The sequence below is a fragment of the Ekhidna sp. genome, from assembly GCF_040223195.1.
GTDB lineage: Bacteria > Bacteroidota > Bacteroidia > Cytophagales > Cyclobacteriaceae > Ekhidna.
On record NZ_JAVKDX010000015.1, the window covers coordinates 361474 to 385510 of the forward strand.

General features: G+C 44.1%; 21 protein-coding genes. 12 read left to right on the plus strand and 9 right to left on the minus strand.

Going from position 1 to position 24037, the window contains the following annotated elements:
* Window positions 1–9: 9 nt before the first annotated feature.
* Window positions 10–2157 carry a T9SS type A sorting domain-containing protein gene (locus RLN88_RS08890; protein WP_350221041.1) on the plus strand — a complete coding sequence of 716 codons (2148 nt, stop codon included), beginning with the start codon at window positions 10–12 and terminating at the stop codon, window positions 2155–2157.
* A gap of 3 nt (window positions 2158–2160) precedes the next feature.
* Window positions 2161–3135, plus strand: coding sequence for a polyprenyl synthetase family protein (locus RLN88_RS08895; protein WP_350221042.1), 975 nt, complete (start codon window positions 2161–2163; stop codon window positions 3133–3135).
* On the opposite strand, the gene RLN88_RS08900 is transcribed toward RLN88_RS08895, so the two are convergent.
* Window positions 3136–3876, minus strand: a complete 741-nt coding sequence (locus RLN88_RS08900) for a TspO-related membrane protein (RefSeq protein WP_350221043.1) — start codon at window positions 3874–3876, stop codon at window positions 3136–3138.
* Between the two features lie 84 nt (window positions 3877–3960).
* Between RLN88_RS08900 and RLN88_RS08905 the strand changes: the two genes are divergently transcribed.
* Entirely contained in the window at window positions 3961–4695 is a 735-nt protein-coding gene (locus tag RLN88_RS08905) for a sulfite exporter TauE/SafE family protein (RefSeq protein ID WP_350221044.1), read from the plus strand.
* 34 nt (window positions 4696–4729) lie between these two features.
* Window positions 4730–5917, plus strand: coding sequence for a phosphoglycerate kinase (locus tag RLN88_RS08910; protein WP_350221045.1), 1188 nt, complete (start codon window positions 4730–4732; stop codon window positions 5915–5917).
* Between the two features lie 64 nt (window positions 5918–5981).
* Here RLN88_RS08910 and RLN88_RS08915 read toward each other — a convergent pair whose 3' ends face one another.
* Window positions 5982–7871 carry a RecQ family ATP-dependent DNA helicase gene (locus tag RLN88_RS08915; protein ID WP_350221046.1) on the minus strand — a complete coding sequence of 630 codons (1890 nt, stop codon included), beginning with the start codon at window positions 7869–7871 and terminating at the stop codon, window positions 5982–5984.
* Window positions 7872–7914: 43 nt separating this feature from the next.
* Between RLN88_RS08915 and RLN88_RS08920 the strand changes: the two genes are divergently transcribed.
* On the plus strand, window positions 7915–8535 hold the full coding sequence (locus RLN88_RS08920; RefSeq protein WP_350221047.1) for an intradiol ring-cleavage dioxygenase: 621 nt from the start codon (window positions 7915–7917) through the stop codon (window positions 8533–8535).
* Here RLN88_RS08920 and RLN88_RS08925 read toward each other — a convergent pair.
* Window positions 8529–9752 (minus strand): MFS transporter, encoded by a 1224-nt coding sequence (locus tag RLN88_RS08925; protein ID WP_350221048.1) that lies wholly within the window; start codon window positions 9750–9752, stop codon window positions 8529–8531. The two genes, RLN88_RS08920 and RLN88_RS08925, sit on opposite strands and share 7 nt — an antisense overlap.
* Window positions 9753–9796: 44 nt before the next feature.
* Window positions 9797–13240, minus strand: a complete 3444-nt coding sequence (locus tag RLN88_RS08930) for a pyruvate carboxylase (protein WP_350221049.1) — start codon at window positions 13238–13240, stop codon at window positions 9797–9799.
* Window positions 13241–13332: 92 nt separating this feature from the next.
* On the opposite strand from RLN88_RS08930, the gene RLN88_RS08935 reads away from it, so the two are divergent.
* Together RLN88_RS08935 and RLN88_RS08940 are read left to right on the plus strand one after the other, a co-directional pair.
* Window positions 13333–13815, plus strand: coding sequence for a MarR family winged helix-turn-helix transcriptional regulator (locus tag RLN88_RS08935; RefSeq protein WP_350221050.1), 483 nt, complete (start codon window positions 13333–13335; stop codon window positions 13813–13815).
* Window positions 13812–15251 carry a pyridoxal phosphate-dependent decarboxylase family protein gene (locus RLN88_RS08940; RefSeq protein WP_350221051.1) on the plus strand — a complete coding sequence of 480 codons (1440 nt, stop codon included), beginning with the start codon at window positions 13812–13814 and terminating at the stop codon, window positions 15249–15251. Before RLN88_RS08935 ends, RLN88_RS08940 begins: the two co-directional genes overlap by 4 nt.
* Window positions 15252–15321: 70 nt before the next feature.
* Here the strand turns inward: RLN88_RS08940 and RLN88_RS08945 are convergent, their stop codons facing one another.
* From RLN88_RS08945 to RLN88_RS08955, 3 genes are all read right to left on the minus strand, one after another.
* Window positions 15322–15864 carry a hypothetical protein gene (locus RLN88_RS08945; RefSeq protein WP_350221052.1) on the minus strand — a complete coding sequence of 181 codons (543 nt, stop codon included), beginning with the start codon at window positions 15862–15864 and terminating at the stop codon, window positions 15322–15324.
* An 89-nt stretch (window positions 15865–15953) separates the two neighbouring features.
* Window positions 15954–16544, minus strand: a complete 591-nt coding sequence (locus RLN88_RS08950; RefSeq protein WP_350221053.1) for a LysE family translocator — start codon at window positions 16542–16544, stop codon at window positions 15954–15956.
* 182 nt (window positions 16545–16726) lie between these two features.
* Window positions 16727–17299, minus strand: coding sequence for a hypothetical protein (locus RLN88_RS08955; RefSeq protein WP_350221054.1), 573 nt, complete (start codon window positions 17297–17299; stop codon window positions 16727–16729).
* Window positions 17300–17590: 291 nt separating this feature from the next.
* Here RLN88_RS08955 and RLN88_RS08960 point away from each other — a divergent pair, with 291 nt between their 5' ends.
* Window positions 17591–18331, plus strand: a complete 741-nt coding sequence (locus RLN88_RS08960) for a hypothetical protein (RefSeq protein ID WP_350221055.1) — start codon at window positions 17591–17593, stop codon at window positions 18329–18331.
* 2 nt (window positions 18332–18333) lie between these two features.
* Here the strand turns inward: RLN88_RS08960 and hslV are convergent, their stop codons facing one another.
* Window positions 18334–18873, minus strand: coding sequence for an ATP-dependent protease subunit HslV (hslV, locus tag RLN88_RS08965; RefSeq protein WP_350221056.1), 540 nt, complete (start codon window positions 18871–18873; stop codon window positions 18334–18336).
* Window positions 18874–18997: 124 nt separating this feature from the next.
* Window positions 18998–20638, minus strand: a complete 1641-nt coding sequence (locus RLN88_RS08970; protein ID WP_350221057.1) for a pyruvate dehydrogenase complex dihydrolipoamide acetyltransferase — start codon at window positions 20636–20638, stop codon at window positions 18998–19000.
* 113 nt (window positions 20639–20751) lie between these two features.
* On the opposite strand from RLN88_RS08970, the gene RLN88_RS08975 reads away from it, so the two are divergent.
* The 4 genes from RLN88_RS08975 to RLN88_RS08990 are packed head-to-tail and all read left to right on the plus strand — an operon-like array spanning window position 20752 to window position 24027.
* Window positions 20752–21435: an SOS response-associated peptidase gene (locus RLN88_RS08975; RefSeq protein ID WP_350221058.1), complete on the plus strand. Its 684-nt coding sequence runs from the start codon at window positions 20752–20754 to the stop codon at window positions 21433–21435.
* Window positions 21435–22511 carry a serine hydrolase domain-containing protein gene (locus tag RLN88_RS08980; protein WP_350221059.1) on the plus strand — a complete coding sequence of 359 codons (1077 nt, stop codon included), beginning with the start codon at window positions 21435–21437 and terminating at the stop codon, window positions 22509–22511. Before RLN88_RS08975 ends, RLN88_RS08980 begins: the two co-directional genes overlap by 1 nt.
* A gap of 5 nt (window positions 22512–22516) precedes the next feature.
* Entirely contained in the window at window positions 22517–23086 is a 570-nt protein-coding gene (locus tag RLN88_RS08985) for an RNA polymerase sigma-70 factor (protein WP_350221060.1), read from the plus strand.
* Between the two features lie 56 nt (window positions 23087–23142).
* Complete coding sequence (locus RLN88_RS08990) at window positions 23143–24027, plus strand: FecR family protein (RefSeq protein ID WP_350221061.1); 885 nt, start codon at window positions 23143–23145, stop codon at window positions 24025–24027.
* Window positions 24028–24037: the final 10 nt, after the last annotated feature.

The window sequence follows — 24037 nt, forward strand, 5'->3', positions numbered from 1 at the left end:
ACTGCTACTATGAAAAGACTAATTCAGTCCACTTTGCTATTGCTTCTTCCTGTTTTGACTTATAGCCAACATTCTGTTGCAAGACAATGGAATGAAATTCTTCTTGAATCGATAAGAAATGATTTTGCCAGACCAACTGTTCATGCAAGGAACTTATTTCATATTTCTGCCGCAATGTATGATAGCTGGGCAGTACTTGATGATACAGCTTTACCTTATTTTCTTGGAAGGACAATTAATGGTTTTCACATTCCTTTTGAAGGCATTGAATATGAAGTATCAAAACAAGTGGCAAGAGAAGAAATATTGAGTTATGCTTGTTATAGGTTAATTCGTCATAGATTTTCCCAATCTCCAGGAGCTGAGAAAATATATTTTAAGGCTGACTCATTGATGGATCGATTGGGTTATGATAAGACAAACATTTCATTTGACTATGAAGGTGGATCTCCTGCAGAACTCGGAAATTATCTTGCTAAAAGCATAATTGAATATGGGTTACAAGATGGTTCAAACGAACAAAATAGCTATGCTAATCTATATTATGAACCAGTTAACCCTCCCTTGGTAGTTGATGATCCGGGTAATCCAAATATGGAAAAGCCTAATAGATGGCAACCATTGACATTGGAAACATTCATTGATCAGTCAGGAAATGAGATTCCTGGATCAACTCCTCCCTTTTTAAGTCCAGAATGGGGAAACGTAGATCCCTTTTCTTTAAGTGATGATCAATATACTAGTCATTCTAGGAATTCAAATGAATTTAAAGTATACCTAGATCCTGGAGATCCACCATATTTGGGTCAATCTTCAGGTGAATACTATAAATGGGGATTTTCATTAGTTAGTATTTGGTCTTCGCACTTGGATCCTTCAGATGGGGTAATGTGGGATATTTCTCCAAAATCTATTGGTAACATTTCAACATTACCCGAGTCCTTTGAAACATATTCCGATTTTTATGATCTGATTGATGGTGGCGATGCAAGTCAGGGCCATTCAACAAATCCAATTACAGGTCAACCTTATGAAGAACAAATAGTCCCTCGTGGCGATTATACACGTGTTTTAGCAGAGTTTTGGGCCGATGGGCCTAGTTCGGAGACACCCCCTGGACATTGGTTCACTATCTTAAACTATGTCAATGATCACCCGCTTCATGTTAGAAAAATTGGAGGGCAGGGCGAGATCGTCAGCAAGCTAGAATGGGACGTAAAGTCATACTTCTTGTTAGGAGGCACAATGCATGATGTAGCGGTTACATCATGGGGCATTAAAGGATGGTATGATTATGTTAGACCTATTTCTGCAATTAGATATATGTGCGACAAGGGACAGTCTACTGATGATGCACTTCCAAACTACAGTGAAATTGGTATACCACTAGTTGAGGGATTAATTGAACTCGTCGAAGAGGGAGATGAGCTAGCTGGAGATGAAAATGAGAATGTCAATAAAATAAAATTGTATGCTTGGAGGGGCCCCGATTATATTTCCGACCCAGAAGTTGACGAAGCAGGGGTTGGATGGATATTAGCCGAAAATTGGTGGCCATACCAACGACCTTCGTTTGTTACTCCTCCATTTGCAGGATTTGTTTCAGGACATTCTACATATAGTCAAGCAGCAGCGAATGTATTATCGCTTTTGACAGGTAGTGAATATTTCCCCGGTGGTCTAGGTGAGTTTGAGGCGCCACAAAATGAATTTTTGGTGTTTGAAGAAGGCCCAAGTGTGGACGTGGTTCTTCAATGGGCTACTTACAAGGATGCTGCCGATCAATGTAGTCTGTCAAGAATATGGGGTGGTATTCATCCACCTGCTGATGATATACCCGGAAGAAAAATTGGAAAACTAATTGGTGTACAGTCGTATGAATTTGCCTCAAACTATTTTGACGGGATTGTTACGTCAACAAATTCAGAAAAGCCCATATTGATTTATCCCAATCCAGCCAGAGACTACATAAATATTGAAGGAATTGGAAGTGAATATTCAATTAGAATTTATGACATAAATGGCAATATCCATTTTGATAGTACTGTAAAAAACGAGTTGAACTACAGGTTAAACATTGAGACATTTCCTCAAGGAGTCTATTTAATGCAAATAATTTCACCTTCTACCCAAAAGGTATTCAGATTTATTAAGTGATTAATGGCTCTGAAACTACAAGATATACAATCTCCGGTTTTCATTGAGATGGAGGAATTTGAAAAAAAATTCCGCCAATCGATGAAAAGCAAGGTGATGTTGCTCGATAAGATCACCGGGTACATTGTCCGAAGGAAGGGTAAGCAAATGCGGCCTTTGTTTGTCTTTCTAAGTGCTGGTGCTACTGGCCAGATCACCGAATCCACCTATCGGGGCGCATCATTGATTGAATTGCTCCATACCGCCACACTTGTGCATGACGATGTAGTGGATGACGCAAATACACGAAGGGGCTTCTTCTCTATCAATGCGCTTTGGAAGAATAAGATTGCCGTATTGGTTGGCGATTTTCTACTTTCAAGGGGCCTTATCCTCTCCATGGAAAATAATGACATTCATCTACTAAGAATCACCACCGAGGCTGTAAAGGAGATGAGTGAAGGCGAGCTGTTACAGATGGAAAAAGCTCGGAAACTCGATATCAGCGAGGATATTTACTATGACGTAATTCGTCAAAAAACAGCAAGTCTGATCACATCATGTTGCAAAGTGGGGGCGTCCTCAGCAGGTGCAGATGAAGAAATGGTGGCGAAAATGGGTGAATTTGGTCTGGCTGTGGGCATGGCTTTCCAGATCAAAGACGACCTGTTCGATTACGGCACTTTTGAGATTGGGAAACCCAGAGGTATTGACATTAAGGAAAAGAAAATGACTCTTCCTTTGATCTACGCTCTGAACAAAGCCTCCAAGCTGGAAAGAAGGAGAATAAAGAAACTTGTGAAAAGGGCAGAGAAAAAACCAAAGCTGGTTCATGAAGTGATCGATTTTGTAAAAGCCTCCGGCGGCATTGAATACGCTATGAAAGTGATGGAGGATTATCATCAAAAAGCAAAAGACATCCTGCAGACCCTCCCGGAAAGCAAATACCGAAATTCGCTCGAAGATTTGGTTCAATTCACGATCGAGCGAACGAAGTAGCTATTTGAAGAACAATCCCCGTATCCCCTCAATAATCAGAATCACCAATACCAAAATCATAACGACGGCCGCCGCTCCGGCTACTTCCGGTGTATCCATCTGCCGTTGTGTGATTCCGTAAGCAGCCCATGTCACCACCCCTCCGAAAATCGGATCGCGATAGCGGATTACCATCACTGTGGCAATAGCACCAGCCAGGGCAAGCTCCACAAACACCCACACTGTTTTGGTCATGATCCAATTGTCCATCCCGATCACCGACTGCTCCACGCTGATATTTGCGAGTGTAGCAACGGTAATCCAACCAAAATAAAGGCTGAAGGGAGTTCGCATGAACAAACGGTCCCTGAATCCGCTCACTTTACCCGGCAGGATGTGACGATATATTCCAATCAGTGATGCTAAGATTATCACCATCAGGATTAGCGACAGAGTAATCAATTCATAATGCCACGCAAAAATCCACAAGGTGTTGGCCGAGCAATTGACTACAAAATGCCGGTTGATCCGGTCAAATACTTTATTGTCCCTATTGCTGGGAAGAAGCTGATAAATGACGTAAGTAATGAGCAGGGTGTAGATCAGCCCCCAAATGGAGAATGTGAATCCCGCCGGGGTAAAAAGCGTCGGGTACGCTTCAGATACCTCACCGGTTGTCCTGCCTCCGATTGGGAGGTAGTTAGCTAAAAAATTGACAAAAAGAACAACAAGCAGTGAGAGTATGGGGAAAATTCGATTCATAAAACTTCAATTATTTCCAAGAACCAACACATCAGTAGACATAAAGTTATAGGCATCTGCTATCTTCATATCAAATAGTCTTAGATGAAAGTAAGCTATATTTTTCTTCTCCTCGCCCTGCTAGCCGAAATCATTGGTACTATTGGTGGATTTGGATCTTCTGTTTTCTTTGTCCCGATTGCTAACTTCTATTTTGATTTTTATTCCGTCCTGGGGCTTACGGCCATCTTTCACCTTTCCAGCAACCTTAGCAAGATTTTCCTTTTCAAACATGGAATTGACAAATTCCTCCTTCTCTACATCGGGTTGCCATCTGTACTTTTTGTCATCCTTGGTGGAGCGCTTTCAAAGTTTGTAGATGGCCCTATTTTGGAAATTGCCCTCGGCATTTTCCTTATTATTCTCAGCCTGATTTTTCTCATTCGCAAGAAACTTACAATATCTGCAAGCAAGCAAAATTCAATCATCGGGGGATCACTTTCCGGGTTTACAGCAGGACTTTTGGGTACTGGTGGAGCCATTCGGGGATTGACGATGGCTGCTTTCAATCTAGAGAAATCTGTGTTTATAGCAACCTCTGCGTTTATTGATTTTATGATCGATTTCACCAGAACGGTGGTTTACTATCAAAATGGTTATATACACTCGCATGATTTGGTTTATGTGCCCTTCCTATTAATCATTGGTTTGGTAGGCACATTTATTGGCAAGCGTATCCTTGCTTACATACCACAAGAGAAATTCAAGCGTCTGGCATTAATTCTTATTTTGCTTATCGGACTTGTAACACTTGCCAAATTCCTGTTCAATTTTCAATAAGCTGGCTAAGTTTGCGGTCTCTAAAAATTCTCGCATGAAAACCATTCAGGATTACAACTTCGAAGGAAAAAAGGCTTTGATCAGAGTAGATTTTAACGTGCCTCTAAATGACAAGATGGAGGTGACTGATGAAACCAGAATTAATGCCGCCATACCCACGCTCAAAAAAATCCTGAATGATGGTGGCTCTTGTATCCTGATGTCCCACCTTGGGCGACCAAAAGATGGACCGGAAGATAAATTTTCACTCCGACATATTGTACCTAATCTTGGTGCTAAACTGGGTATGCCAGTAAAATTTGCAGATGATTGTATTGGGGCATCTGCGGGTGACTTAGCCTCTGGTTTGAAAGGTGGCGAAGTACTTCTCCTGGAAAATGTTCGATTCTACAAAGAGGAAACGGCCGGTGACAAAGCTTTCGCTGAAAAGCTGGCCAAGCTGGGTGACATCTACGTAAATGATGCTTTTGGTACGGCTCATAGAGCACATGCATCTACCACTGTTGCAGCAAAATTCTTTGCAGATAAATGTTGCGGATATGTGATGCAGGCGGAACTTGAAAATGCCCAAAAAGTTCTTGATAAAGCGGAGAAGCCATTTACAGCAATTATGGGTGGCGCCAAGATCTCAGACAAGATCATGATCATAGAGCAGCTACTTGACAAAGTGGATCACCTGATCATTGGTGGGGGAATGAGCTACACTTTCTTCAAAGCAATGGGCGGACAGATCGGGAACTCGCTTGTAGAAGCAGACAAGCTTGACCTTGCTAAGGAGCTGATCTCAAAGGCGAAAGAAAAAGGTGTGGATTTACAATTGCCAAAGGATTCGATTGTTGCGGACAATTTTTCTAATGATGCCAACACACAGATCGCTGATAACTATGCCATCCCCGAAGGATTTATGGGGCTTGACATTGGACCGGAATCTCGTGAAGTGTTTTCAGAAATCATTGAAAGCTCCAAAACCATCCTCTGGAATGGGCCAATGGGCGTCTTCGAAATGAGCAACTTTGCTAAAGGCACCAATACCATTGCGCAGGCGGTAGTGAGAGCGACTGAAAATGGAGGGTTTTCTTTGATTGGCGGTGGGGATTCTGCCGCTGCAGTCAACAATCTGGGCTATGGAGACAAGGTCTCCTACGTTTCTACAGGCGGTGGTGCTTTGCTGGAATATATGGAAGGAAAGGTGCTTCCTGGGGTAGCGGCATTGGAAAGCTAATCGTCACCCTGAACTTGTTTCAGGGTCTTTCAAGATGCTGAAATAAATTCAGCATGACCTCCATTTATGAATTTAAACTAAACTTCCCCTCACTCTCTACCACCTTCTTATCCTCAATCAGGATGCGAAGGGCTTCCATGATCTGGTCTTGCGTATAGCTTGCCATAAGGGCCCGCAATTCCGAGATGTTACGGGGCGATTCCAGCACTTCCTCCACCTTATCAACAGGTATTTCACTGGCCTTCAAGTGCTTCTTCTTTTCCAGGTCATTGTCACAAACTCCGCAGGTGAGCGAGGTTTCCTCATCAAAGTATCGCTGAAAAATCTGGGTTCGACACTCGGTAGATTTCATATAATCAATCACCGCATTGGCCTTTTCAAGTGCGAGCTTCCTCCTCCATTCTATTTGCTTTGGATCGATGGGCAGCTTATCGGCATCCTGGCGTGGGGTCAGAAAGGTGATCGTAGCGGAATCCAGGGCTGGCTGGTAATCGATCACCTCGCTATCATGCAGGAATTTCAACCATTTACGTACCTGCACCTTATCTGTTTTTAATAATGAACCGATATCCTTCTCTTTAATTTTGGCATAACCGACAAAGACTTCTCCACCGTATAGCCGAAGTAAAGTCTTGATGACCGGATCCAGTTTCGGATTGGCGATCTGAAACTTATAGGTCTCACTTTTATCCAACAGAAAAGTCAATTTTGACTGCTCGTAAAAACCTTCCGTCATCTGGATCAGTCCCTCGTCGCTGAGTTTTTTCAACGCTGCATACGTTTCCACCACTGGCAGGTTGTAGGTATTGATAAACTGCTCATAGTTGAATGGGAAGCTGGAAAACGCATGACTGCCAATAGCCATCTTAAAAAAATTGGCCAATGCCTGATAAGTCCGCTTAATCTGCTCAAGAGAAACGATGGATCGGTTCGTGCGATCCTTCAGCTCATCCACATCCTGACTGTGGTACAAAGCAACCGCATACGCTTTCTTCTCATCCCTTCCAGCCCTTCCGGCCTCCTGGTAGTATGCTTCAAGAGAGTCGGGCAAATCCATATGAATAACAGTGCGGACGTCCGGCTTATCAATCCCCATACCGAACGCATTGGTGGCTACCATCACACGTGTTTTACTATTGATCCAGGCGCTTTGTTTTTCTGTTCGCTCCTGCCCGGATAACCCTGCATGATAAAAATCGGCCGAAATCTTATTGCGCCTTAGAAGATCGGCTATCTCTTTGGTACGCTTCCTGCTCCTGACATATACCACGGAAGTCCCAGGTACATTTCCAAGCACTTCCATCAACTTACCTTCCTTGTTTTCCAATCGGAATGCTGAATAGGAAAGGTTCGATCGGGCAAAGCTTTTTTGAAAGATTTGAACCTCCTTCATCTCAAGTTTTTCAGCAATGTCTTGCTTCACCTCTTTGGTGGCAGTAGCGGTCAGCGCTATCAGCCGGTCTATCCCAATTTCCCTTTTGAATTCGGCAATTTCCAGGTACGGCGGACGAAAATCATAGCCCCATTGAGAGATGCAATGCGCTTCATCAATTGCCAGCAAACAAATATTCATCTGCCGAGCCCGCTCAATGAAAATCTCTGTTTTCAGCCGCTCGGGTGAGACATAGAGAAACTTGAAATTTCCATAAATGCAATTGTCCAGTGAGATGTCTATCTCCCGCCGACTCATCCCGGAATAAATAGCTGCTGCTCGTATCCCTCTCTTTTGTAGCTGATCCACCTGGTCCTTCATCAAAGAAATGAGCGGGGAAACCACAATACAAATGCCCTCCATCGCCATTGCCGGCACCTGAAAACAAATGGATTTTCCTCCACCAGTTGGAAGCAGTGCGAGCGTATCATTTCCATCTAAAACCGATCGGATGATATCCTCCTGCATGGGCCGAAAGGCATTGTAGCCCCAGTATTGCTTTAGGATTTCGGATGGGTTCATGGGTTGACTATATCAATTGGATTTGATTTACGTACTAAGTTGTATGAAAAATATCTTTCTGACCTTATTGATAGTCCCCATCTTAGGATCTTGTCAAACAAAAAATACTGAACCACGAAATGTGGGCGGCCCTTGCGAAGGATGTGAAGCCTTGTATGAGTATGGAGATAGAAGCCTTAATTCGATAGATACAATTTCTGGATTTCTAGCCAATGAATCCAAAATCCATTTGTCGGGGATAATCTACCGGGAAGATGGAAAAACACCTGCCGAAAATGTCATTCTATATGCATACCATACCAATGCCAATGGCATCTATGAGGTGACAGATAATGAGTCAGGTTGGGGTAGAAGGCACGGGAAATATCGCGGATGGGTAAAGACGGAAAAAGATGGTAGATATGATTTTTATACATTCAGACCTGCTTCCTATCCAAATACCACCATACCACAACACATCCATATAACCGTGAAAGATGAAAATACGATACCTTATTACATAGATGATATCCTCTTTACAGATGATCCTTTGCTCACAAAAGAAGAAATCAAAAACAGGCCAAACAGAGCCGGCTCAGGAATAGTAACACCGATTGAAAGCCAGAATGGTATACTTGAAATCAGGAGAGATATTATTCTTGGAAAGAATATTCCAAATTATTGATTTGGCTTTTCACTCATCCGGTAAAAAATCCACGCACAAATGGCCCCAAGAAATGAAAAAAGGGCCAGCAGCCAAAAAACATGCTGATGCCCAACCTTACCTGGGTTAGCATCTAGGAAGTAGCCCATCAAAACGCCCACGAAAATATCCGGCGCAAAACCAATCACTGAGACCATCCCAACCGCAGTACCCATAAGCTTGATAGGTACATTGCCAATTCTGAAAACAGCAAAGTACAGGGCTCTGGCAGCATATACTCCGGCTGCTACTATCAATACAGAAACAAAGAACAGAATCCAGAAGGAAGAGGCTAAATCCAGTGCGAAAAGTAGGGCTCCCGCAAAAGAAACAAACAGGCTGATCATCAACCATAGCGAAGTTTTTGTACGATCAGCCAGCATACCCACCGTCACCCCTACAACCGCTCGAATCACCAGAAGTAGTGTACCGATCCTGGCAGACACCACCTCATCATATCCCATTACTTCCCGTGCATAAAGCGAAAAATCATCCGTGATTTTATACCCCGTATAGGCGAAAAGCACAATCAGCATCAGTAACCAAACTGAGGGTATTTTCAAGACATCCGTGATTTGATGGAAGGAAATTTGAGACACCTCCACATCATTTTCATCGGGGGATTTCATAAAAAGCCACACTAGCAAACCACTGATTGCTATCAGAATAGAAGAGTAATAAATGACATGTGTAAAAGCCTCTCTACGCTCAGAAAATGACGCTGAATCCGGCTGATCACCAAGCAAAATAGAAATGACAAAAACGCCCATGACCCCAAACAATGCTCCGGTAAGTCCCCTTCCTCCGTCCAGGATTCCAAAGGCTTTGCCTTGTGAGTGATTGCCTCCCCAGACTCTTGCAGCCTTTATCATTGGTGCCCAGAAAAGAAAAATGGTAGTAAAACCCCAATATCCGTAGAGTACCTTGAGCCAGAAGTAGGATGGAAATGTGGCAAAAAACCATCCACCCAAAGCGGTCATCCACAAAGCAAGGGCTATCAGTTTTCTGGGAGGATACTTATCTGCAACAGGTCCTCCGAGAAAATAGGAGATCATAGCCACCGTTCCGTACAGAGAAAAGCAGACCCCAAGCTGAGTATTGTCTACCTGGAACACCTCGAGAACTGTCGACCTGAAGATTCTTTGCAATACGAATGGCAGCACAAAAACTGCTTCGCCCGCCAAAATCAGCAGGAGCAAATAGCCCCATCTGCCAGATGATATGGTCGTCGATTTGGTCAGAATTAGGCTATCTCAACAATCAAATCATCCTGCTCTACCAACTCACCGGACTTCAGGTGAATTTTCTTCACCGTTCCGGAGACTGAAGAAGAAACGGTCGTTTCCATCTTCATTGCCTCAATCACAAACAGCACATCATCTTTCTTCACCTTGTCTCCTTCTTTCACTTTCACCTCAGCAATTTTTCCATGAAGGGGCGACCCGATTTCATTATCTGCCGCAGCTTTTCTATTGGAAACTTTCTGAACGGCTACTTTCTTATCCCGAATACTTATCCTACGGGTTTGCCCGTTGAGTTTAAACGAAACCGTCCGCATGCCTTCATCGTCCGGCTCGGTGATGAAGCCCATCTCAATGATGATGCTTTTCCCTTTGGCAATCTCCACGATCACCTCCTCGCCTCGCTTCATTCCATAGAAAAATACCGGAGTTGGCAGGTGGCTCACCTCATCATAATCCTGGATGTGCTGATAGTACTCTTTGAAGACTTTCGGATACAATTTAAAGGACAAGAAATCATCAAAATCAGTAAGTGGAAACTCTCTCTGAAAGGAAGCGAACTCCCTATCAAAATCCACTGACTCCATATTGTCGTTGGCTCTGCCTTGCAATGGCTTTTGATTCTTCAGGATCAACTTGCTAATCTCCGTAGGAAAACCACCATAAGGCTGCCCCAGGTCTCCTTTAAAAAACCCAACTACTGACTCTGGAAAAGAAAGTGATGAACCCTTAGCTAAAATATCCTCTGCACTCAGGTCATTGGCCGTCATAAACATGGCCATGTCACCCACCACTTTGGATGATGGCGTCACCTTCACAATGTCTCCAAACAGGTCATTGACAATAGCATAATTCTTTTTGATGGTCTCGAACTTGTGCTCTAATCCCAATGCTATCGCCTGTGGTCGCAGGTTCGAATACTGTCCTCCCGGAATCTCATGGTCATACACCTCAGCAGTTCCTGCTTTCAGCCCGGACTCAAACGGGTAGTAGAACTCACGCACGTCTTCAAAATAGGTAGAGTGTTTGTTCAGCGATTCCAGGTTCATCTCCCTTCCTCTCTCGTGATATTTCAAGCTGGCAACCAACGAGTTAAAATTTGGCTGGGAAGTCAGCCCTGACATGGAAGCCAGAGACACGTCTACAATGTCAACGCCCGACTCAATTGCTTTTAGGTACATAGCCGCCTGCATGGAAGAGGTATCGTGCGTGTGCAGATGGATGGGCAGATCCACTGCTTTTTTCAATTCAGAAATTAGTAACTCGGCACTGTATGGTTTCAGCAATCCTGCCATGTCCTTAATGGACAGCAAATGAGCACCCTCATCTTCCAGCTGCCTCGCCATGTCCAGGTAATACTGTAGCGTGTATTTCTTTTGGTCATTATCCTGAATCTCTCCTGTGTAGCAAATACACGCCTCTGCCAACGCTTCGGTGCGTTCGCGTACGGCTTTGATGCTCACCTTCATATTTTCAATCCAGTTGAGCGAATCGAAAATCCGGAAGATATCCATACCATTCTCCGCTGCTCGCTCAATGAACTTCTCTATCAAATTGTCTGGATAGGCGGTGTAGCCTACTCCGTTTGAGCCTCTCAGCAACATTTGAAACAGGATGTTTGGAACTGCTTCCCGCATCTCCTGCAAGCGCTTCCACGGGCTCTCTTTCAGGAATCGCATAGATACATCGAAGGTCGCACCACCCCACATTTCCAGTGAAAACACCTCAGGATTTTGCTGGGCATAGCTCCTGGCCACTTTCAGCATGTCCTTCGTTCGGAAGCGAGTTGCTAAAAGAGACTGGTGGGCATCCCTCCAGGTGGTATCCGTAAAATGAACTTTTGGATCGTCCTTTATGGATTGGACAAACTTCTCTCTCCCCAGTTTTTTCAATAAATCCCTAGAGCCTTCCCTCATTGGCTCACCTTTCTTCACAGGTGGTACTTTAGGCACACGAAATTCTCTATTCGGATCAAACGACTTAACATCCGGGTTGCCATTGATGGAAATCTCCCCTATGTAGTTAAGTGTCTTAGTGCCCCGGTCAAAACTCTGCTGGATTTTGAAAAGCTCAGGGTGACTGTCGATGAAGTTGACAGTGGCCCGGCCTTCGAAAAAGTCTTTGGTGTATATCACATTTTCAAGGAAGCCAATGTTTGTCTTAACCCCGCGAACCCTGAACTCCCTTAATGCTCTGTGCAAACGCTGCGCACTTCCTTTCAGCGTTCTTCCTTTTGCGGTTACTTTCACCAGCAACGAATCGAAGAATGGGGAGATCTTCACACCATTGTATACATTTCCCGCATCCAGCCTGATACCAAAACCGCCCGGACTTCTATAGGCAATTACTGTCCCATAATCCGGTTTGAATCCATTTTCAGGATCTTCCGTGGTGATCCGGCACTGGATGGCATAGCCACGCACACTAATTTGATCCTGAGAGTTGATGAAAATCTGGGGATGGGAAAGCTTGCACCCTGCCGCAATCAAAATCTGTGAACGCACGATATCAATGCCTGTCACCTCTTCTGTAATGGTGTGCTCTACCTGTACCCGTGGATTCACTTCAATGAAATAGATGTTCTCACCCGGATCAACCAGAAACTCCACTGTTCCGGCATTGTTGTAGTTGACCTGCCGGGCTATCTTGAGGGCATATTCATACAGTTTTTCTCGTGTGGCATCTTTCAATCCAACACTGGGTGCCACTTCCACTACCTTTTGAAATCTTCGCTGAACGGAGCAATCCCGCTCGTAGAGGTGAACAATGTTTCCATGATTATCGGCCAGAATCTGAACTTCTATATGCTTTGGATTCTCTACATATTTTTCGAGGAAGATGGTATCATCACCAAAGGCTTTGCCCGCCTCGGACTTGGCCTCATTAAAGGATTTGATCAGCGTCTTTTCATCACGAACCACACGCATGCCCCGGCCTCCCCCTCCGGCAGACGCTTTCAGGATCACCGGATAGCCAATTCGCTTTGCTTCGCTCTTTGCTATTTCATCGTTTTCTAAAACTTTCTGATTGTCTTCAATCACCGGAACATCCGCAGCTCTGGCCACTTTTTTGGCCATCACTTTGTCTCCCAACTGCGACATCACTTCCGGCTCAGGCCCGATGAACGTGATCCCCTCCTCCTTGCACCGACTTGCAAACGTTACATTCTCAGAAAGGAAACCGTAACCCGGATGAATGGCATCCACTTCGTTCTCTTTAGCCACAGCTATGATTTCTTCAATATCTAAATATGGTTTCAGCGGCTCTTCATCCGGACCAATCTGATAGGCTTCATCCGCTTTATACCGGTGCAATGAGTATCGATCTTCATAGGTATAAATGGCCACCGACCGAATGTGAAGCTCAGCAATAGCACGCAACACGCGGATCGCAATCTCGCCACGGTTTGCCACCATGATCTTCCTGAAGAACTTGTGATTTTCCATAAATCTCAAATTAATCAAATCCATACAAAATCTCGGGACATGTAGACAACTACATTTTATTTCTTTATTTTTATGTAGACAACTACATAATTATGTTATACGATTTTGTAAATGAGACCGGCTACCTGGGTCTTGCGGTGCGATTGAAACGCCTCAGTGAGGCCATGGTGCACAGTGGCAGACAAATGTATAAGGAGCTAGGAGAGGACATTGAGCCCAATTGGTTTCTGATATTCAAGCTGCTGAAAAAGTATGAGCAACTCTCAGTAACCGAGATGGCCTCCAAGCTGCATTTCTCTCACCCATCCGTCATCACACTTGTTGGCAAGATGGAAAAAGCTGGCTACCTCCATTCATCCGTTGATAAATCGGATTCAAGAAAGAAACATTTTCGCCTCTCAGAAAAAGCTCATGAGAATCTTCCACGCTTTGAAAAGATATGGTCTGCCGGTGCTGAGGGTACTAAAAAGCTATTTCCGGAAGGAAGCAACTTCATGGACTTACTGGAACTATTGGAGGTTCAATACAGCAAGCAAAGTTTCAAAGACCGAACCCTAAATGAATTAAACCAATGAATAACTCACTCGACTTTTCGCAGGAGCAATTTGCTCAGCTACTGAACAAAACCTCCGACATGGTGATCAGCCAACTTGCTGATCTGGAGCTGAAGAAAGCCTACCATTATTTCCCACAAAAAGAGGTGGAAAGCTGGTTTGATGAGCCAATCCCCTTAGAAGGAATGGATGCCGAAGCACTGCTCAATGAAGTGAAGACCAAGGTAATGGATACAGCTACAAATAATGTGGGCCCCTATATGTACGCTTATGTGATGGCCGGAGGCACTCAAGTTTCTGTTATTGCCGACCACCTGGCTTCTACCATCAACCAGAACGTAGGAAAATGGCACCTTGCCCCAGCCATCAATGAAATAGAGCGAAGGGTAGTGCAATGGGGTGGAGTAATTACGGGGTTTGACAAAAACGCTGCAGGTGTACTCGTCAGTGGCGGATCAGCTGCCAATCTTGCAGGACTGGAGGTAGGTCGTAATATTTTCTTTGAGAAGCAAGGTATCCGAAAGAAAGGCATTTTCGGGATGAAGCCCTTTACCATCTATGCTTCAGCTGAGGTACATGGGTGCGTAGACAAGAGCATAGAAGAGCTAGGGATTGGCACCAATCAACTGCGAAAGATAGAGGTCAATCAGGATTTCACCATCGACCTGAATGCGCTCACAGGTGCCATTGAGCAGGACCTGAATGCCGGGTATACTCCTTTCTGCCTGATCGGCAATGCGGGCACAGTAAATACCGGGGCGATAGATGACCTGGAGGCACTGGCTGAGATAGCTAAAAAATACAACATGTGGTACCATATAGATGGAGCTTATGGTGGGCTGCCAGGCACCTTGCCATCACTGAAGGAGAAATACCGAGGTATCGAAAAAGCTGACTCGCTGGCAGTGGACTTTCACAAATGGCTGTATCAAACGTTTGAAGGAGGATGCCTGCTGGTAAAAAACTGGGATGTGCTCAAGCGATCTTACTTCAAAGTGGCATCATACCTGGATGCTAGTATGGAAGAGCAAGGCAGAGTCAATTACAACGAGCACTACTTCCAACTCTCAAGAAACGCCAAAGCGCTAAAGGTATGGATGAGCCTCAAGGCCTACGGGCTGACTGCCTTTCAACGGATGATGCAGAAAGACATTGACCTGGCGAAGTACTTATCAAATCAGGTAGATGAAAGTGATGATTTTGAGCTGATTGCTCGCTCAGACCTGGCCATTTCCTGCTTTAGGTACATAAAGGGGTGCACCTCAGAAGAGGAAATAGATGCCCTCAACCGAAAGCTGATCCCGGCGCTGGAGAAAGACGGACGGGTGTTTATCACGGGCACCACGCTCCACCACAAGTTTGTGATCCGGGCCTGCCTGATCAACCACCGCATGCACGAAGGAACGGTGGACTACTTGATGAAGGTGGTGAGAGAGGTAGGTGAAGGGCTGGTTTAGCTTGATTTAAGAGGTATATTTAAAAGGTGATAATGTGGACAGTCTGTGGCTCGTGCGCATTATATTAATGTTAGAAATCATTTGAAGAATCTTGCATCTTCCTATACTGGAAATAGTTTCCAAATAAATACCCTACTTTCACTTTTCCTCCGTCAACATTGACTAACCAGGTTATATAAGCATTAGAATAGCTTTTATAATATTTAGATATTTTCTTAATTTTTCTTTTACTCATCTTGGGTTGCTCGAGTAAAAAATCAAAATCTGACAGGAGAACCTTCGAAGAATCTAAATCTAAAATACACTGAGGTATTACAACTTCAGCATGGTGTATACATGCCATAGAAACTACAAAGGAGACAGAAAGGTCATCAAATAATATATTATTTCTGAATTCGATACCTTCTGCATCATCAAAGGTTTCAAGATCACTTTTGTTAATAATCAGTATCTGAAAATTAAACCCAGTATCCTCATCAGCTGGAATTAAAGGGAATTGTTTTTTGAATAACGCAACTGTTTCTTGGATAACTTCTGGTATCTCACAATTAACCTCTTGTGAATAACTGAAACTATTTAAGAAAAACGTTACAGCAATTAGCCTTAACTTCATAACATTCAAATATACAATTCCCTCGCCTAGTTCGTGTCCTAACGAATAAGTACTAACATTTTGGTCTGTGACAGCACAAAACCTCTGAGTTAAAAGAAATCCAAAATCTGTAGCGCTGTGTAAACAAGCGCTAATGAAAGAATCATGTTGATAGTTTTTTTCAAAGTCCTATTCTGCATGTACTTCTGAATAAAATTGCCAAACAAGGTCCAGACTGAAACTGAGCTAAAGCACACTACAGCCAAAACAAATATCCATGGCGCATGTGAGAGTATATGTTTATTGGGGTCATAGAGAAAGGTGGTGAAAACTGTCATGCCATAAAAGATGCCTTTGGGGTTCACCAATTGCAGCAAAAACCCTCTACTAAACTTTGCCAACTCCTTTATTTCTGAAGATGAAGTATAGCTGGCTTTCAGGGTATGATAGGCCAGCCATAGAATGTAAGCCGCCCCAATGTATTTCAGATAGGTGTTGATGAATGGTGCTACTTCTAATAGCACAGAGGACAGTAAAACACAGATCCACAGCACGGAAAAGAAACCTGCCACTATTCCCATTAAAAACTTGAAAGTTTGCTTATAGCCAAGATGCATCCCAAATGATGCACAAGTAATATTGTTCGGGCCTGGTGTATAGGTGGTGATAAAAATAAAGGATAGAAATGCAGCCAAGTTCATATCGGTGCTTTTAGCACCAAGATTACACAAATTTTGAGTCTATTCCATTCTCTTGCTTGTGCTTATCTGAAGATGCCGGATCAAGCCTTCCTGCCAGCTAGACAGATCCGGCATAACATCAAAACATCCCCCTCCCATCTCTCTCCAACCCGGCACGCCCCCCTTCAAAGGGGGGAATAATTCTACCTCCGCTCGTTTAGCTGATTGATGGCTGTCTGCAGTTCTCGTTTCAGCTTCACCTGCGTCTCACGGGCATGGGTCTTGTGTTCTTCGTATTCCGCATTCAGTGTTTCGTACTCACGTCTGGTTTTGGAGGTTACACTGTTGCTGCGGATAAACATCAGGTAGGACATTACACCAAGCACGGCCAGTGCCGCTATGATCAGCCACACCATGATGTGATAGCCCACTTTAGAAAAAGGCATGCCGAGGAAGTAGATGGTATCGTTTAGCTCCAGACTTTCATCCAGTTTAGACTGCACCTCTGCTATTTCTGCCCTCAAAGAATTGATTTCACCCTGCTGACCGGTGACCTGCGACCTCAGGTCTCGAATCGTTCTTGCCTGCTGCTTCAGCGAGTCCAAAGCCTCCGACCAGAAGCTATTTAGCGTTGTGCGGGGGATCACTTTGTACTGTTCGTAGGTCTCCGTCTTCTCAAGCATAGCGTCATACTTTTCCCGGAGTGTTTCCTGGGCCTGAGATTGCATGGCAAATAAGATGAAGGCAAGAGAAAAGGTGAGTTTTAGGTTTTTCATTTTTTAAAATGGCTGGTTAATCAAAAATTTCACATCACAATCCGTAAATCGTAACGACACCCAGGCCGTAGAAATTATCTCTCACTTTCAGGGAATCCTTACGAATGCGAATCTAAAAAAGCCTGCGCCATCATTCTCGGTTTTTTCAAGAAAACCGCTCAAAGGATTTTGATACTTGCGCATTGCCTTATCCGAAATCAAAAGAGGGGATCATCTGCCGTTGGTGTAATCTTTGTGTGGATACTGCCCGCTTGCATGTTTCTTGAGTGTATCACTCAACTTAATCTACTTATGAAAATCACACTACAAATCATTCTTGCTGCATTGGTGGTATTTTCCTGCCAGCCAACCGAAGAAAAGAAAATCGCAAAATACTGGCAGGGTCAGCCTGTAGAATTCTCAAACCTGAAGGAGGTTGTAAACACCTATCACATGTTTGACTCCACAGATACCAAAGTTGGATCTATGGTCTTTGGTTTCTCCTTTGAAAACGGCTTTTTGGTAGCAAGGGACACTTCTCAGTTTGACAATGGAAGTGTGTATGAAACGGCCGAGCTGATATTTGACACATCAAATTTTACCATAAAAAAGGTTGCTATTGATTTTCAGCTTGCAACTGCCAGCCTTGATGTTGATTTAAGAAATGATAACGGCAGAATTATCGGGTCATATACCATCATTCGCGATACTATCGAGACTCCCAATGCTATCGATTCCGCATATCAATTCACCACTTTTAGGGAGGAGATTTATATGCTTGCGCACACGCTCAACTTAAAGTCAGGAGATACGCTATCACTACAGGCGCTGGTACCCACCAGCATGGCCGTTTCAAATACGCAAATGTATTATGCCGGCACAGAGACAATCGAGACCATAAATGGTATGGAAGAATGTGATGTGGTGTGGCTAAAAGCTGATGGCAGAATGCCGGACAACAAAATCTGGATCAGCCAAGCAGCACCCCGAACGATCATGAAATTTTATGTGCCGGGTGCGGAGCTGGATATTGAGTTGGTGAGTCAGAAATAGTTCTATTCCACCACCTCTACCACCAGGTTGTGGTTGGTATAGATACAAATATCCGCAGCGATGGTCAGCCCTTCCCTTACCATTTCTTCGGCTGTCAGATGCGGAGCATGCTTTTTTAGGGCCATGGCTGCAGACCGTGCATACATACTGCCTGAACCAATGGAAGCGATATCCTCATCGGGCTCCAGTACGTCACCAGTACCGGATACGATCAGTACTTCGCTTTTATCAGCTACGATCATCATGGCTTCCAACTTTCGCAAATAGCGATCCGTTCTCCAATCTTTCGCCAGCTCCACAGCTGCCCTTTTCAGGTTGCCAGAATAGTTGCTCAGCTTCTCATCAAAGCGATCCAGAAGCGTGAAAGCATCGGCTGTTGATCCGGCAAAACCTGTTACAATCTTGCCATCTACAAGCTTGCGGATTTTCTTCACGTTTGACTTTGCCACGGTATTGCCCAATGTGGCCTGGCCGTCTGCCCCGATGGCTACTTTGCCATTGTGTTTGATAGCAAGGACAGTGGTTGATCTTATTTTTTCCATGTAGAATCAAAAAATGATTGGTCATGCTGAATTTATTTCAGCATCTATTCGGTTAAAAACTTAAGGATCCTGAAACAAGTTCAGGGTGCCTTTCAATTTGATGAGACTATCCTATTATATCAAATTATATCAAAATCCGAACGGGATCCTCTAATAGCTCTTTGAATGTTTTCAGGAATGCCGATCCAACTGCTCCATCTACTGCACGATGATCGCACGAAAGTGTCACTTTCATCACATTGCCGGCATACATTTCACCATCCTTCACCACTACTGTCTCCTTGATGCCACCCACAGCCATGATGCATGCATCCGGCGGGTTGATGATCGCCGTGAATTCTTCGATCCCAAACATGCCCAGATTGGAAATGGTGAAGGTGTTTCCAGAAAATTCTTCTGGTTGCAATTTCTTATCCTTCGCCTTTTGTGCCAGCTCTCTTACCTCCGCAGAAATATGCGAAAGTGATTTGCTATCGGCAAAACGAACAACCGGCACAATCAACCCATCAGGGATAGCCACTGCCACTCCCATGTGGATGTGTGAATGCCTCATCATGTGATCACCCATCCAGCTTACATTCACATTCGGGTGCTGACGTAGCGCTGCTGCTGCAGCCTTGATCACCATGTCATTAAAAGAAATCTTCACTGGCGATATCTCATTCATGGACTTGCGCGCTTCAATCGCCTTGTCCATGTTGATTTCCATGGTCAGGTAGAAATGTGGTGCGGAGAATTTACTATCGCTCAGTCGCTTGGCGATCACTTTGCGCATCTGCGAAAGCTCCACTTTCTCCGAACGCTCCTCGCCTACCACTTGAGGAATATTGATGGCTGGCTGATCTCCAGCAGATGGAGCTGCCTGCTTAGCTTGAGATGGGGTAAAGTTTTCTACATCGGCTTTCACCACTCTTCCATCAGGGCCGCTTCCATTTACTTGTGAAAGGTCGATTCCTTTTTCATCGGCAATTTTCTTAGCTAATGGAGATGCTTTAACTCTACCGTTGGATGAGCCGGATTGCTGTGGTGCTGACGATACGGCTGTTGCTGACGGAGCACCAGATGCAGCTGATACTTGCTTTTCTTCTTTTTTCTCTTCCTTAGCTGGCTCATCGTTTCCGCCTTGCTCCTCGGCCTTCAGAAGAGCTTCATAATCCGCGCCTTCCTCACCAATGATTGCGATGATGCCGTCTACCGGAACTCCGCTACCTGCCTCCACGGCTGTATAAAGTAATGTGCCGTCTTCATAGGCTTCCAGCTCCATGGTGGCCTTGTCGGTCTCTACTTCCGCCAATATATCACCGGACTCCACCTTGTCTCCTTTCTTCTTCAACCAGGATGCAATCACACCCTCCTCCATCGTGTCGCTCATTTTTGGCATACGAATGATTGAAGCCTTTATACTGCTTGTGTCGATCTTTTTTTCTCCTGAACTTTTTGAAGGATTATCTTCTGCAGGTGCCTCAGCAGGCTTTTCTTTAGATTGTCCGTTGCTGGCTTCTTCCAGCAGGTGCTTGTAGTCTTCCCCCTTCTCACCGATCACGGCCAAAATTCCATCTACCGGAACAGACTCCTTTTCTTTCACTCCGATGTAAAGCAGCACCCCATCCTGATAGGATTCCAGTTCCATGGTGGCTTTATCTGTTTCCACTTCCGCCAGCACATCACCAGAGCTCACCTCATCGCCCTCCTTTTTCAACCACGAGGCGATCACGCCTTCTTCCATGGTATCACTCATTTTGGGCATTCTTATTACTTCAGCCATTTAGATCGTCTTTAATTCCAGAGTCAAAATTAACCCATAGATGAAAATAAAAATTTGGATTCGGCACAAAATGATCATTGAGTAAGCGATGTTCTCGTATTAAATTGCCGAAAATGCTGGATAGATACACCATTACATTAAAACCGGATGAGCTTGCGCTTGTTTTGGGGGTGGAGGTGCCCGAGATGTACGAGCCTCAATACAATGCGGCCCCTACCAAGGTTTTGCCGCTCATCACCAGCATCGAAAAAGACCGGGTTTCTTTCTTCAATTGGGGCCTAATGGCCTTGTGGTCCAATAATCGGGCTATGAGCCCAAAGTTTTTTAATCTCCCGATGGACTCGGTACTCAACAAGGCCAGCTACAGAAAAAAACTCCCCACACACCGATGCGTGATCCCCATGGATGGCTTTTACATTTGGAAGCAAGTGGCAAAAAAGCAGCAGGTACCCCACTATTTTTTTTATCCTGACAAAAAGGTTTTCTCGGTAGCAGGCCTTTGGGAGGAAGGCGAGGAAGGCACTCATTCATTTATCATGATTACCCGGCTGTCCAATGATCAAATTGGCGACTTTCAGGAAGACATGCCAGCGATTTTGGATGCGGCTTCTACCCGGAGATGGCTGGAATCAAACGATCCGGACGAATTATTGGAGCTTCTTGGCAGGGAGACCAGGGAAGAGCTTCTTTCGCATACTGTCAGTCCCAAAATCAGGGATATTGAGGGTAATGATGTTTCATTCATAAAACCTGCTCCCCCTTCGGATCAGCACGGAAACTATACCTTATTTACCTAATGAAGCTAAAGACCATTTTCATCCTGCTCATATTGTCCTCCTGCTACATCAGTGATGAGGTGGCTCCAGATCAGGAAATATGGGATTATGAATTACCCGGTAAAAATGGGCTGTCCGAAAATATCCTGCTGGGATTAGATAACAGCATAAAAGTTGGAGCATTTCAGGAAATCCATGGGATGATAATTATCAAAAATGATCATCTCATTTTCGAAAATTACTATTTCGGAAGAAAGCGAAGCAGTATCCAGAACATAGGAAATGCCGGATTGACCTTCACACTTGCTGCCGTTGGTGTTGCGGAAGATAAACGCATACTATCTCTGAATGATTCTATTGCGGATTACCTCCCAGAGTATGCATATGTATTTACGGCCGACCCTAATAAACAAGCGATCACTATAGAGCACTTGCTGACGCATAAAAGTGGGTTTTCCTGGAATGAAAGCATCCAGCCTTTCAGCCTGACGAATGACCTGAATGTAATGAAGACAACAGATGACTGGGTTCGGTATATTTTGGAGCAACCAATGGAAGCACCGGCGGGTTTGAGAACGAACCTAAATACCGGGTCTGGGGTGCTACTGGCAAAAATTATTGAGGCAGCTGCCGGTCAAAGCTTTGATCAGTTTCTTCTGGAAAACATTCTGAATCCGCTGACGATCGCTACATGTAGCATAGACACTGACCCTGCAGGAAATTTCAATGGTGGCGATGGAATAAGTGTATCGCTATTGGACTGGACAAAACTTGGCTATCTCTACCTCAGTGAAGGAATTTGGCAAAACAGAAAAATCATTGATCCGAATTTTGTTTTGGATGCAGCTTCCATTCAAACTGAAGTTTCAGGACTTTATAATCTTGGCTATATCTGGCAATTTTTTGGTGAAGACCTTTCGGGATACTTCGGCATCCCACATGATGAGTTTTACTACATTCCCGGAGAACTGGGACAACATATCTATATCATTCCTTCAGAAAACATGATTGTTTCTATCTTCGCCGAAAACTACTTCGCGGGATTTTTCAATCCTTCGTTGAACTTATTCACGGAAATAACCAATTCGTTCCAATAGCATCTATGAACTCCGACAATGACCTTTTGCTTTTCCAGCAGGTGAAAAGTAATGACTTCTCAGCCTATGAGGTCATTTTCAAACGCTATTACAAGGAGCTTTATCGCTTTGCTTTTACCTATGTGAGAGATGCGACTATCGCTGAGGAGATGGCCCAGGAGGTTTTTCTGTATATGTGGGAGAAACGAGACAACATTGAGATACAGACAACCCTAAAAACCTACCTCTACTCTGCAGTAAAAAATAAGTGCCTGAACTACATCAAACTGGAGCTACCCAGGCAGCAATCTATGGCGGATGTAAGCGAGGTGATGCTGAGTGTGAGCATGCCACGGAAAGATGAGGGTGAAAACGAACGACTGAAACAGTACATTCAGTCGGCGATTGATGCGCTTCCAAAAAAGTGCAGAAAGATTTTTATACTCAGCAGAAATGCTGGCATGACTTATGAAGAAATAGCCGAAGAGCTGGATTTATCGAAGAAAACAGTGGAAAATCAAATGGGGATAGCACTGAAAAAATTGAGAGAATCTTTGGAGCATGTGTACAAACACTACAAAGAACATATGAGCTAAGAAAAAAAGTGAAAAAAATTGGGGGTTGCACCCCGGTTTATTGACAGACAAATGAGATGGCAAACGACCTGAAAGTATATAACCACTTAAACTACAATGATGGGTCTTCTTCTGAGAAGGATAGCTTCGTTGAGTTTCTCTTTCAGCACACGGAAGTTAACGCTCCGGATGTTGATGAGAATGTAGCTTGGGATAAGCTTAATCAGAAAATCCATACTTCAAGCCAGTCATTTAGCTGGATGAAAATTGCAGCAGCTGTGGCAATTCTCGCAGTACTTTCCGTTTCCGTTTATCTATACAACCCCACTCCATCCCTTATTCAGGTAGCTTCATTAGATGAAAAAGTTAGTGTGACTTTTCCTGACGGTTCTGTGGGCGTTTTAAATGCCAATTCGTCATTTTCTTATCCTGAAAAATTCGGGGAAGAACGAAACGTATCATTTACAGGCGAAGCATACTTTGACATTCAGAAAAGTACAAAGCCATTTATCATCGATGTGAATGGTGTTGATGTGAAGGTTTTGGGAACGGCTTTCAATCTCATCACCACAGAAAATGAAGTAACACTCTATGTTGATAGAGGTTTGGTTGCATTTGAGAAAGAGGGAACTCAAACTCAGGTTCCTGCCGGGAAAGAAGCTGTTTTCAACAGAGCAACTGCATCTGTAGAAGTTAAGGAAGCTCCTTCTGAAAATATTATGAGCTGGAGAAATGGCATCTTCAACTTCAACAATACTCCATTAAATGAAGCGCTTACCGAACTAAGCGAGTATTACGATGTGGAATTTCAGCTATCCAACGCTGACCTGCAGCAATGCAGAGTTTCTGCAACATTCAATAAACAGCCTCTTTCAGAAGTATTGAGTACATTGAGTTCAATCCTGAAAGTAAAAACTTCTTTAAAAGACAATACTGTTAAAATTTCAGGTCAGGGCTGCTAAATACAGCATT